At 68.9% G+C, this 12,486-nt stretch carries 10 protein-coding genes and 1 pseudogene; 5 read left to right on the plus strand and 6 right to left on the minus strand.

Annotation, left to right across the window (positions count from 1 at the left end):
• Positions 1-51 precede the first annotated feature (51 nt).
• Positions 52-825, plus strand: coding sequence for a DUF4124 domain-containing protein (locus RZV17_RS17870; protein WP_355605390.1), 774 nt, complete (start codon positions 52-54; stop codon positions 823-825).
• Positions 822-1,481: a DUF4124 domain-containing protein gene (locus tag RZV17_RS17875; RefSeq protein WP_355605393.1), complete on the plus strand. Its 660-nt coding sequence runs from the start codon at positions 822-824 to the stop codon at positions 1,479-1,481. The genes RZV17_RS17870 and RZV17_RS17875 overlap by 4 nt, the downstream gene beginning before the upstream one ends.
• 120 nt (positions 1,482-1,601) lie before the next feature.
• Here the strand turns inward: RZV17_RS17875 and RZV17_RS17880 are convergent, their stop codons facing one another.
• Complete coding sequence (locus tag RZV17_RS17880) at positions 1,602-1,847, minus strand: hypothetical protein (protein ID WP_355605396.1); 246 nt, start codon at positions 1,845-1,847, stop codon at positions 1,602-1,604.
• Between the two features lie 24 nt (positions 1,848-1,871).
• Positions 1,872-2,648 (minus strand): SDR family oxidoreductase, encoded by a 777-nt coding sequence (locus RZV17_RS17885; RefSeq protein WP_047694792.1) that lies wholly within the window; start codon positions 2,646-2,648, stop codon positions 1,872-1,874.
• Between the two features lie 106 nt (positions 2,649-2,754).
• On the opposite strand from RZV17_RS17885, the gene RZV17_RS17890 reads away from it, so the two are divergent.
• Entirely contained in the window at positions 2,755-2,970 is a 216-nt protein-coding gene (locus tag RZV17_RS17890) for a hypothetical protein (RefSeq protein ID WP_039414920.1), read from the plus strand.
• A 64-nt stretch (positions 2,971-3,034) separates the two neighbouring features.
• Here RZV17_RS17890 and sppA read toward each other — a convergent pair whose 3' ends face one another.
• Together sppA and RZV17_RS17900 are read right to left on the minus strand one after the other, a co-directional pair.
• A complete protein-coding gene (gene sppA / locus RZV17_RS17895; protein WP_104581298.1) occupies positions 3,035-4,936 on the minus strand; it encodes a signal peptide peptidase SppA in 1,902 nt (633 codons plus the stop codon).
• 84 nt (positions 4,937-5,020) lie between these two features.
• Complete coding sequence (locus RZV17_RS17900; RefSeq protein WP_047694641.1) at positions 5,021-6,397, minus strand: MATE family efflux transporter; 1,377 nt, start codon at positions 6,395-6,397, stop codon at positions 5,021-5,023.
• 235 nt (positions 6,398-6,632) lie between these two features.
• On the opposite strand from RZV17_RS17900, the pseudogene RZV17_RS17905 reads away from it, so the two are divergent.
• Positions 6,633-7,831 (plus strand): annotated as a pseudogene (locus RZV17_RS17905) (DUF3667 domain-containing protein).
• A 215-nt stretch (positions 7,832-8,046) separates the two neighbouring features.
• Here RZV17_RS17905 and RZV17_RS17910 read toward each other — a convergent pair.
• Complete coding sequence (locus RZV17_RS17910) at positions 8,047-8,619, minus strand: DUF3106 domain-containing protein (RefSeq protein ID WP_039564947.1); 573 nt, start codon at positions 8,617-8,619, stop codon at positions 8,047-8,049.
• On the minus strand, positions 8,606-9,634 hold the full coding sequence (locus RZV17_RS17915) for a hypothetical protein (RefSeq protein WP_355605402.1): 1,029 nt from the start codon (positions 9,632-9,634) through the stop codon (positions 8,606-8,608). Before RZV17_RS17915 ends, RZV17_RS17910 begins: the two co-directional genes overlap by 14 nt.
• Before the next feature lie 459 nt (positions 9,635-10,093).
• Between RZV17_RS17915 and RZV17_RS17920 the strand changes: the two genes are divergently transcribed.
• On the plus strand, positions 10,094-12,316 hold the full coding sequence (locus RZV17_RS17920; RefSeq protein WP_355605405.1) for a primosomal protein N': 2,223 nt from the start codon (positions 10,094-10,096) through the stop codon (positions 12,314-12,316).
• Positions 12,317-12,486 lie beyond the last annotated feature (170 nt).

Genomic DNA, 12,486 nt, shown 5'->3' on the forward strand with positions numbered 1-12,486 from the left:
GCGACCGCCAGCCACTTGGCGGCGCGGCCGCCGAGCGCGCACACTCAGGCCATGCGTACTCCCCTGACTCTTGTGTTGCTGGCCTGCGCACTGCCCGCAGCGGCAGCGAGCACGGCCAGCAAGCCCGACCCCAACGTGCGCGTGTACCGCTGCGTCAGCAGCACCGGTACCGTCGCCTTGCAGGATGCGCCGTGCAGCGGCGGCCGCCAGCAGGTGCTGGACATGCAGCGTCCGCAGGATCCGCCGCCACGCCCGGCACGCGTTCAAGCGCCCGCCCCAGCCGCCGCCGCACCCGCACGCGAGGTGCGCATCGTGACCGTGCAACCGCCGCAGCCGATGTACGAGTGCACCACCGAAGACGGCCAGCGCTATACCAGCGACAGCCCCGAAGGCAATCCGCGCTGGGTGCCGACCTGGGGGCCGGCCTATGTGGGCAATGGCATCGCCCCGCCTCCGCCCCCCGCTGGCACCCTGCGCCCGCCGCTACCGGTGAGCCCGCGCCCGGCAATCTCGGTGCAGGGTGGTTCCGGACGCGGCAGCCTGCGCGGCAGCGCCAGCTTTGGCGGTGGCAGCTATCAAGGTGGCTATCGGGGCGGATACCACGGTGGCGACTATGGCGGCACCGTGATCGTGCCCTACGGCAATGTGCAGGTCCGCGACGAATGCCACGCCCTGCCGGAACAGGAAGTCTGCGCGCGGTTGGCAGACCGCCGCTGGGAGCTGATCCGCCGGTACAACAACGCACTGCAAAGCGAGCGCCAGGACCTCAGCCGCGAACAACGTGGCATCGAAGCGCGTCAGCAACGCGATTGCGGCGGCGCATGAACCGTACCCTGGTGGTATGCCTGCTGTTGGGCGGGGTGTGGGGCGCCAGCGCCCAGGAAGTGGCCATCTACCGTTGCACCGATCCCACCGGCGCGCTCACGGTGCAGAACATGCCGTGCCCGAAAGGCATGCAGCAACAGAAAAAGCTGATGACAGCCCCGGCCGCAGTGCCATTCGCGCCAGGCGGAGCGGCAACCGGTGCGCCTGCACGTGCCACGCAGCCACGCGCCGCTGCGCCAACCGCTGCATCGGCGCCTGCCGCGCCAGCCGCGACACCTCCCACCACGCCAGTACCGGCAGCGACCGCCACCTCGACACTGCCACCGCCGCCGCTGTTCGAATGCACCGCGCACGATAACGGACGCTACTTCACCGAAGACCGCGAACCGGCCACGCGTTGCCTGCCGATGCAGACCACCAATCTGGCCGGCGGGCCGGCCACCGGTGGCGGCAGCGCCTGCGAAGTGGTCACCGACCGCTGCGCACCGGTGCCGGACCAGAGCCTGTGCGAGGCCTGGCGCAAACGTGCCGAGCAGGCCGAATCCACCTGGCGCTTCTCCGATGAGGCGCAATCGGCCGAGCGCAAACAGCGCTATGACCAGATGCGGCGCGTGCTGGATGAAAGCCGCTGCGCCAATCCCGCCGCCACGCCCTGAGCGCGCGGCCTGATCACCGGCTGCAATGCGTTACGCAAACCGCGCTACGACCAGATGCGGCGTGCGCGGGATGGCCACGGCCGCGCCAATCCTGCCGTGATGCCGTCAGCGCTGTTCCGATCATGGGCTGCAATGCATCGATGAAGCGAACGTTGAGCGGCATATATCGACAGGTGCTGCCAGGTAGTCCGCGCGCTGCATCTCGATCAGGCGCGAGGCGGTGGGCTCGAATGCGCCGGCCAGGCACTGCGCGACGTGCCCCATCGCCCCCATGTGCACTGCCGCCGGGCGGAACCCGGGCGCCGCATAGAGCGCGACGCCGCGCAGCGACGCTGTGCCCTCGCCCGCCAGTGCAACGACCGGCAACGTCGCCCTGCCGTGGCGCTGTGCTCAGAACCCGTAGCGCAGAAAGCCGCCATCCACCGCGATGCATTCCCCGGTGATGTAGCTGGCCGCCGGCAGGCATAAGAAGCCCACTGCGGCGGCCACTTCTTCGGGTTCGCCGATGCGGCGCATCGGGGTGCGCTCGATCACCTGCTCGTAGTAATCCGGATCCGCTAACGGCCCGGAGGTGCGGCGCGTGCGGATGTACCACGGCGCGACGGCATTGACGCGGATGCCATCCTCGGCCCATTCCACTGCCAGGTTGCGCGTCATCTGCTGCAGGGCAGCCTTGGTCATGCCATACGGCGCACCGCTGCGCACATGGGTGATCCCGGACACGCTACCGACGTTGACGATGGCCGAGGCGGCGTGCCGGGTCAGCAACGGATGCGCATAGCGCGACAGTTCGAACGCCGAAAACACGTTGGTTTCGAAGATACCGCGCCACTCGTCCTCGGTGTAGTCGATCGCGGCGCGGGTGATGTTGCCGCCGGCGTTGTTGATCAGCACATGCAGGCCGTCGGCATGATCTTCCACCCAGTCCAGGATCGCGCGGCGCTCCTCATCGTCGGCCACGTCGGCCGCCAGGCCATGCAGCTCGCGCTCGGGAAATTCCTCGGCCAGTTCATCGCGTGCCTGCGCCAAGGCATCGGCATCGCGCGCCACCATCAGCAGATCCGCGCCAAAACCCAGCAGCTCGCGCGCAATGGCCAGACCGATGCCGGCACTGGCGCCGGTGATGAGCGCGGTCTGTCCATCCAGCCGCCAGCGATGCATTGTCACGTGGGTGATCCTCTTCAAGACGCTGGGAAACGGCCGCTGCAGCGCAGTTGACGCGCATGCGTGGGCCGAGCGTTAGGATACCGCCACCCCGAGCGAGGTCACGACGATGAAGACGCATTGGATGCTTGCAGCCTGCCTGGCGGTATCGCTGGGCGCCTGTCAGCGGCCGCAGCCCGCACCCACCGAACAGAAACCCGAACCGCAGGCCACCGCCTTGCGCGACCACATCCAGCAACCGCTGAACAAGGCGCACGCAGTGCAGGCCGCGACCGATCAGGCCGCCGAAGACCAGCGCAAGGCGATCGACGCAGCCACGCAGTAGAAACCACAACGCCGGCACAAGGCCGGCGTTGTCGATACAGCAATCGCTGTCCAAGCGCGACGGCTCAGAACCCGCAGAAGCAGTAGGCCAATGCCTTGACCGGCGTGCCGCCCGCCTTGCTGTCGTGCACGGCGCTTTCGACGAAGCGCAGCTGCGTGTCCACTTCCGGCAACGAGCGGGCCAGCAATGCACGTGCCATGCCCGAGTCGCCCAGCATCCACGCGCCCATGCGGCTGCCGGCGAACCCGCTCATGAACTGCGAAAACGGCGTCGCCGGTTTTTCCACATAGCGCACGCGGAACTTGCCACGGCCCAGCTTGGCGCGGTCGGCCGCATCGGCCACTGCGTCCTGCATGCCGCCGAAGGCATCCACCAGGCCATGTTGCTTGGCCTGCGCCCCGCTCCACACACGACCGCGCGCGACCTTGTCGATGGCCTCCACCGACTGGTGACGCGCCTGCGCCACCTTGCCGGTGAAGTCGGCATAACCCTTGTTGATCACGGCCTGGATCACCTGGCCGGCCGCCGGGTCCAACGGACGGGTGATGTCGAACGCACCGGCGAATCGCGTGGTACCCACGCCGTCGGTGTGCACGCCGATCTTGTCCAGCGCGCGGGTCAGGTTGGGCACCATGCCGAAGATGCCGATGGAGCCGCTGATGGTCGACGGATCGGCGTAGATGCGATCGGCATTCATGCTGATCCAGTAACCGCCGGACGCGGCCAGGTCGCCCATCGACACCACCACCGGCTTGCCGGCCTGCTTGAGCGCGACCACTTCACGGCGGATCTGTTCGGAGGCGAACACTTCGCCGCCGGGCGAATCCACCCGCAGCACCACCGCCTTGACCTCGTCGTCGTCGCGCGCCTGGCGCAGCAACGCCGCGGTGGACTCGCCACCGATGCGCCCGGCCGGCTGCTCGCCACCACTGATTTCGCCGGCGGCCACCACCACCGCAACCTGCGGACGGCTGTCCATCGGCGAGCGCTGCGCCTGCAACTGGCTCAGGTAATCGTTGTAGCCGATGTTGCGGAAACCGCTGTCGGCATCGCTGTCGGCCACGCCGCGCTTGGTCAGCAGGGCATCGACGTCTTCGCGGGTCTTGAGCCCGTCGACCAGCTTCTGCTGCAGCGCGAACTTGGCCAGGTCGCCACCGGCGGCCACCACGCCCTCCGGCAGGGTGTCGATGCCGGCGGCCAGCTGCGCGGGCGTTAGCTTGCGCGCGGCGCCGACATCGGCCAGATAGCGCTGCCACACATCGTTCATCCAGAACAGGTCCGCTTCCTTGGCGTCGGCCGAGGCCGCGTCGAGGATGTACGGCTCGGCTGCAGACTTGTATTCGCCGACACGGAACAGGTGCACGTCCACGCCGAGCTTGTCCTGCAGGCCTTCGCGGAAATACTGGCGATAGCGGCCAAGCCCTTCCAGCAGCACGCTGCCCATCGGGTCCAGATAGACCTCGTTGGCCTGCGCGGCCAGCAGGTACTGGCCCTGGCTCATGCTTTCGCTGAAGGCCACAATCTGCTTGCCGGAGGCGCGCAGTTTCTGCAGCGCGGCGGCCACTTCGCGCTGCGAGGCGAAGCCGGCCGGCTGCAGCTTGTCCAGGTTCAACAGCACCCGCTCGATCTTGCGGTCCTTGCCGGCCGCCTCGATCACCCGCACCAGGTCGCGCAACTGCACTTCTTCGGCGCTCTTGTCGCCCACCGCCTTGGCCAACGACCGGCTCACCGGGTCGGCGCTGAACTGCTCGACCAGGGTGCCTTCGGGGTTGATCACCAGGGTGGTGCGCTCGGCCAGTGGTTTGGTGCCGTCGCCGCGCGCGATCGCCACCACGAACAGCAGCAACAGCAGGAACAGAAAGCCAAAGAACACCAGGTTGAAGATCAGGCGCCGGGTGAAATTCATCACGTCCCACAGGCCGACGAAGAAGCTGGCGATGGGATTGCGACGCACGGGGTGGTTCATGGAAAACTCCGTCGAAAAGACGCTGCGTACAGATGATGGTGTGCAGCATACCGGCTGCGCTGCGCGCGCGGCATGCGCTGAAAGTCAGGGGGCCACGCGGGCGGTCAATCGCCGGCTGGTATGGCGGAAGCGCAAGCCCATCAGGACCGACGCCACGGTCAGGCCCAGGATCAACCCGATCCACATGCCCTGCGGCCCCCAGCCCAGCCCCAGGCCGAGCCCGGCGCCGATCGGCATGCCCACGCCCCAGTACGACACCATCGCCAGGAACATGGGTACGCGGGTGTCCTTGAGCCCGCGCAGCGCGCCGGCCGACAGCACCTGGATGCCATCGGGGAACTGGAAGGTGGCGGCAAACAGCAGCAACACCGAGGCCAGCGCGGCCACTGCCGCATCGTTGGTATAGACGCCAACGATGGCGTCATGGCCCAGCAGCAGCGCGCTGGCCGACAAAGCCTGGGTGCCCAGCACGATGGCGTAACCGGCCCAGGTGGCGCGCCGTATCGCCAATGGGTCGCCGCGGCCCACCGCATGGCCGACGCGCACGGTGGTGGCTTCGGCCACGCCCATCGGCACCATGAAGCACAGCTGCGCGACGTTGATGGCGATCTGGTGTGCGGCCGCTTCGGTGGAGCCCAGCCGGCCGATCAACAGGGCGGTGACGATGAACAGGCCGCCTTCCATCAACACGGTGATACCGATCGGCAGGCCGGTGCGCAACAGATCACCGATGGCGCGCCAACGCGGCCCTTCCAGGTGGGTGAACAGTTCCAGGTGCGCAAAGCGCCGCGCCCGCCACAGGTACAGCGCAAAGACACCGGCCTGCACCCACATGGTGATCGCCGAGGCCATGCCCAGCCCTTCGGCGCCATGCTCGGCCAGGCCCCATTTGCCGTAGGTGAGCGCATAGCCCAGCGGCGCCAGCACCAGCAGCCCGCCAAACCCCAGCAACATGGTCGGCAGCGTCCAGTGCATGCCTTCGCTGAGATAGCGCATGCAGAAATAGAACGTCAGCGCCGGCACGCCCCAGCGCACCGCATGCAGGAAGTCGGTGGCCCCCGGCACGATGTCCGGCGCAATGCCGAAGGTGGGCAGCAGCGGCGGCACCACGCTCAGAAACGCGAACATCAATGCGCTCAAGCCCAGCGACAGCCACAACGCCTGACGAAACAACGGGCCGATCTCGCGCTCGCGCCCGGCGCCGAGCAATTGCGAGACCGAAGCGGTCAGCGAGATCAGCGTGCCGATCGGCACCAGCATCGGCAGCCACAGCAGCGAGGTCCCGATGGTGACCGCCGCCAGCGTGGCAGTGCCGTGGTGGCCGGCGATGACGTTGTCGGTGAAGCCGATCAGGCCGGTGGAGACGTGGCCGAGCACCAGCGGCAAGGCCAGCAGGCCGGTGGTGCGCACTTCCGCGGCGAAGCCTGGCGTCGCGGACGTGGGTGCAGAAGGAACAGACATGACAAACCGATCGCTGCGCGGACTACGGCCGTACCGGGAGGCGCTGGCACCGGGTCGCGTGGGGCCGCTATCTTACGCGCAGTTTCCGACAGCGGCCTGACGCGCGCCTGGGTCACTGCCGCCGCGCTCGCTCGCGCATGCGGGGCAATACAATGCGGCACGCCAATCCCGGCCAGCCGCGCGATCATGCTGTACCGTGCGCGTGACATGGCCCTTCGGGTGGCCGTGCCAGCCGCTGCGGCCCATTGGAACCGCCAACAGGACCTGGCCATGCCCCTGCACCCGACCGCGCCGCACCCATCGGATTGCGAAAACTGTTCCACCGCCCTGCACGGTGACTTTTGCCACGCCTGCGGGCAGAGCGCCCACAACCCGGTGCGTAGCGTTGCGCATGCGGTGGAAGAAGTATTCGAGTCGTTCTGGCACCTGGACGGGCGCATCTTCCGCACCCTGCGCGACCTGCTGGTGCCCGGCCGCGTGGCACTGCGGTTTCTGAGCGGGCAACGCGTGCGCTATGTGGCACCGATGCGGCTGTTTCTGGTGCTGAGTCTGTTGACCTTCTTCATTGCACGCATCGCCGTGCACGCGTCCGACGAAGAGACCGATGTCGTGGCGGGAGCGGCACCGCACAGCGCCACCCCGAAGGACTTCGCGCATGCGCGCACGCCGGCGCAGGTGGAAGCGGTGCGTGCGCAGATGGTCGGTGCGCTGACCAGTACGCGCACGGTGGTGCCAGCCGGCATCGCACGCGACGGCGTGGATGCCGGCATTGCACGTGCCGAGAGCGAAGCGAGCAAGCGGCTGGCGCAACTGCACCAGGGCGCGCGCCTGAATAGTGCAGCCCCGGTGGTCGATGCACCCGACAACAGCACGTTCTTTTCGGTCGGCGGCACCCCCTGGGATCCGGTCAGCAATCCGTTGACCGTGGCGCCGTTGCCGCCGTTTGCCAACCGCTGGCTCAACACCCAGCTCGGCCATATCCGCGCCAACCTGCCGCGCCTGCGCAGCAACCCGCAGCTGCTCTACAACGCGTTCTTTGCGGCGGTGCCATCCACCTTGCTGGTGCTGGTGCCGCTGTTTGCGTTGCTGTTACGGGTCTTTTACCTGCGCAGCGGGCGGGTGTATCTGGAGCACCTGGTGGTGGCGCTCTACAGCCATGCGTTTCTATGCCTGAACCTGCTGGCGATGCTGCTGCTGTCGTTGCTTGGCGACGCAGTGGCGCAGGTTGCCAGCCCGATTGCCTGGAGCATCGGGCTGGTGCAGTTCGGGCTGGCGCTGTGGATGCCGGTCTATCTGCTGTGGATGCAGCGACGGGTGTACGGACAGTCGTGGCCGGTGACCGTGCTGAAGTATCTCGGCCTGGGCAGCGTGTACTTCGTCGTCGTCGCGCTGGCAGCCGCATTCCTGATGGTGGCGAGCCTGGCACGCCTGTGATCGAACGGCGTGCGTGACATCGCCATGGCGCTCTGGTTGCCCAAGGTCTGACGCAGCGACGGCGACCTGGCCGCAGACGGTTCCGAATGGCGAGCCGCGCATGGGCCGTACCGCCTCGGTGACACCCACCAAGCCGGGATAGCCCGCTGACTGTCATGCAGTCGCAAGGCGCAGGGCGAGGCAGGCACGCGTCGCCTCCCGGCGCCCTGCGGCGATCAGCGCGCCAGTTGCCGCTTCAGCCAGGCACTGCGGGTGGCCGGGGCTTCGGCCAGCAAGGCCTCGCGCAGGCCATCGCGCTCCTGCGGCGGCGTGCGTTGTGCCAGCACCGCCAGCTGCTCCAGCTGGCCGGCATCCAGGCTGCGCAGGACCGCCAGCACACGCTCGCGCTGCGCCACCGGCACATAGCCGATCAGCGGTTGCAACTGCGGGTAGAACGCCCCCAGCTGCGAGCCCAGACGCCAGCCGTCGCGGTGCAGGCGGTCCATCGCAGTGAACTGGGTCCGCAGCGCACGCTGCTGGTCGTCGGGCAGCCCATGCAGGCGCTCGCGCGCCTGCCGCAGCACCACCTTGTCGGTGGCGGTCAGATCCTTCCAGGCCGCGTAGCGCGCGCGCAGGTCGGCCTGTTGTGCCGGGGTCAGCGCCGCCCAACGGGCACGTTGCTGCGCGGCGCTGGGCGCGGCCGGGGCAGCCGCAGCACTGCCTTCGTCCAGTGCTGCGGGCAAGGCCTGTGCACAGGCAATGCCAGTCATCGCCAGCATCAACAGGCCGGACCACTTATTGATCGTCATCGACCGTCTCCAGTGGTGCAGAAGGCAGCTCGGCAGCGGTGGCATGCGCGCCGGACTCGTCCTTGGGGACCGGGTGGCCGGCGGCGTACCAGGCATAGAAGTCCGCCGAGCGCGCCAGCTCCAGGTCCGGGTCGGCCAGCATGGCCTGATCGCGCGGGTCCGGGCCGGCGGCCGCGGCGGAGTCCGGCAGGTCGGCGGCCGGAAGCTCCTCCACCAAGACTGGCGCGGCGTCGGTCACGTGGAGCACGCCGGCCGGCGCCTGCGAGACCGGCTCGGGCGGCAGCGCCGGCCGGCGGTGCGTCCACCACCAGCCCACCACCGCCAGCAGCAGGGCCAGTGCCAGCACGCCCAGGCCGATGCCGGCGTGGCGGCGGGTGACCTGCGGCCAACGCCACGACCGCTGTGCGCGCACACGCGACGGGCGCTCCACTGCTGGTGCGGTTCGTACCGGTGTGGCCGGGGGCTGCAACGGCACCCCGGCCAGGGCCGCATCGCGCAACTGGCTGAGCCGGGTCAGCTGGGCTGGACCGAGCTCGCGCAGTTCCTGCTGGGCCGCCTCCGCCAATATCCGCCAGGCCTGCGCGTCCGGGTTGCCGGCCGCATCGCGCGGGCAGGCCCGTGCCAGCGACTGCCGGTAGTCGGCCGCCGCGATGCCCTGCACCTCGCTGGCGGCATCTTCTTCCAGCCCGGCCACGATCCGCAGCAACAACGCCAGGCGGTCGGTCGTCTGCATCCGGCCCAGCGCGGTGAACGGCGGCAGCCAGGTGCCGGGCATGGGTTCGCGGCGCAGCGGCGGCGCGGTGGCCAGCAGGCTCCAGAAGCGCATCGGCCAGCCAGCCATCGGGCGTCCCGCCGCCTGGCTGCTGAAGGCGCGCAAGGCGGCGGCCAGCGCCCGCTCGGCGGCGGCCACGTCGCCGCATTGCAACTGCGCCAGCACCAGACCCCGGCGTTCCACGCCCCGCAGGAAGGCTGACAGCGCGGCAGGTGTCACGGGGGCGTCGGGAACTACGGTCATGTGAACTCCAGCATCGGCCGGCATGATACCGACGCAGGTCCGCCACGCCGACCGCTTGACAGATCGCGCCGCCGTTGCTCCGGTCGCGACCGCTGGTCACGCACGTTGTGCACAGCGGCAGGCATACCGATACGCCCCCGTCTGTCAACTGTTGTTTTTTCTTTGTTGCAATCGTGTTTCACGCCTAAGTGATTGATCCATATTGAATTTCACCGGATGGCGAAAAAATGTCCAAGAGGTTGCCAAGGCAAGTGAATCCGCCTTCACGGCGTGGAGCACGCGGTTAATTCACAGGTTTATCCACAGGCAGTGTGGATAAACCCGTTTCCTCAGTCCTCACATAGGTTTACGTCGTATTTATCACTTGGGTCACAGAAAGACGCTGCAAGTGATCACGCGGCCTTCACGCCCCAAATTGCGCAGGACAGGTCCACTGGACACAGTCGGTAGACTTGGCGGATGCCTTCGACTGTGCCCACCTTGCGCGTCGCCCTGCCGGTGCCGCTGCCCCAGCTGTTCGATTACCTGCCCCCGGCAGACGTGCCGGGCGCCGATCCGGCGCGGGTCGGTTGCCGGCTGCGCGTGCCGTTTGGCTCGCGCGAGCTGATCGGAGTGGTGGTGGAAATCGGCCGGCAGCCGTCGGCCGAGGGCCTGCGCCCGGCACTGGCCTGGTGCGACGACACGCCACTGCTGGTGGATGAACTGGCTCGCTCGCTGCAGTGGCTGGCCCGCTATACCCATGCCCCGCTCGGCGAGGCCCAGGCCAGCGCCCTGCCCGGCCCGCTGCGCCGCGGCGAGCCCCTGGCCGACACCCACGCCTGGGCCTGGCAGCTGACCGAGGCCGGGCACACCGCCGCCACCAGCTTGCGCGCCGGCAGCCGGCCGGCGTTGCTGGCCGGCCTGCTGCAGGCCGGCGCCGTGGGCGAAGAGCAGCTGGACCCGTTGCTGCCGCAGTGGCGCGAGGCCGCCCGCAGCCTGGCCAAACGTGAGCTTGCCGAACGCGTGGCAGTGCCGGCCAATGCCATCCCGGCCCGCCCCGGCAGCGGGCCGGCGCTCAACGACGAACAACAGGCCGCCGCCGCCGCGATCCGCGCGCACAGCGGCTTTGCCACCTACCTGCTCGACGGCGTGACCGGCAGCGGCAAGACCGAGGTCTACCTGCAGGCGATCGCCGACTGCCTGGCGGCCGGCAGGCAGGCGCTGGTGCTGGTGCCGGAGATCGGCCTGACCCCGCAGACGCTGGGCCGTTTCCGCGCGCGCCTGGGCGTGCCGGTGCACGCGCTGCACTCGGGGCTCTCCGATGGCGAACGGGCACGGGTCTGGGCTGCGGCCTGGCGCGGCGAGGCCAAGCTGATCGTCGGCACCCGCTCGGCGGTGTTCATCCCGCTGCCTAACGCCGGCCTGATCGTGATCGACGAAGAACACGACGGCAGCTACAAGCAGCAGGACGGCATCCGCTACCACGCCCGCGATTTCGCCCTGGTGCGCGGCAAGGCGCTGGACGTGCCGGTGATCCTGGGCAGCGCCACCCCCTCGCTGGAAAGCCTGCACAACGCCTATTCCGGCCGCTACCGGCACCTGCGGCTGTCGCGGCGTGCCGGCGAGGCGCGCCCGCCGCGGGTCCGGGTGCTGGACGTGCGCAAGCGCCCGCTCAAGGACGGACTGTCGCCGGAGGTGCTGGCTGGCATCGGCGCCACCCTTGCGCGTGGCGAGCAGGTGCTGGTGTTCAAGAACCGCCGCGGCTATGCACCGGTGCTGCTGTGCCACGACTGCGGCTGGACCGCCGCCTGCCAGCGCTGCAGCACGCCGCTGCACCAGACGCCCATGACCGTGCATGCCGGCGGCCGCCGCCTGCAATGCCACCACTGCGGCGCGCGCCAACCCGCACCGCTGGCCTGTCCGGCCTGCGCCAGCCTGGCGCTGCAGCCGCAGGGCATCGGCACCGAGCGGCTGGAAGAGCGCCTGACCGAGGCCTTCCCGGATGTCCCGGTGGTGCGCATCGACCGCAGCACCACCCAGCGCCGCGACGCACTGGAGACCCAGCTCGCGCGGCTCGGCAGCGACGCCGGCATCCTGGTCGGCACCCAGATCCTGGCCAAGGGCCACGACCTGCCGCGGTTGACCATGGTGGTGGTGGTCGGCATCGACGAAGGCCTGTTCTCGGCCGACTTCCGTGCCGCCGAAAAGCTGTCCCAGCAGCTGATCCAGGTGGCAGGACGCGCCGGACGCGCCGACCGCCCCGGCGAGGTCTGGCTGCAGACCCATCACCCCGAACACCCCTTGCTGCAGACCCTGGTCAATGGCGGCTACCACGCCTTTGCCGATGCCGAACTGCAGCAGCGCGAGGCCGCCGGCTTCCCACCGTTTGCGCATCTGGCGCTGTTCCGCGCCGAAGCCAAGGATGTCGCCGCCGCCAATCAGTTCCTGCTGGCGGTACGCGGGCTGACCGCCGACGAGAGCTCGGCGCAGTCGCCGGCGGTTGCGGCCGTGGAATGCTATGGCCCGATGCCTGCCCCGATGCCACGCCGCGCCGGGTTCCAGCGCACCCAGTTGCTGCTGTCCGCACAGCAACGCTCGGCGCTGCACCGGTTGCTCGACACCCAGTTGCCGGCGATCTACGCACTCCCGCAGGCACGCCGCGTGCGCTGGTCGCTGGATGTGGATCCGATCGATTTGTATTAGTGCAGACGTATCGCACACGGAGCTGACGCCAGACTCACGTTTTGCGCGGTGTGTTCACGTTTTGTAGGAGCGCGCTTGCGCGCGATGCGGCGTTACCGGCAATGCCCTCGCGCACAACTGCGCTCCTACAACAACGTTAGACCAACAGACCGCGCGATGTACGAGGCCCA

The sequence above is a fragment of the Xanthomonas cannabis genome, assembly GCF_040616535.1.
Lineage (GTDB): Bacteria > Pseudomonadota > Gammaproteobacteria > Xanthomonadales > Xanthomonadaceae > Xanthomonas > Xanthomonas cannabis.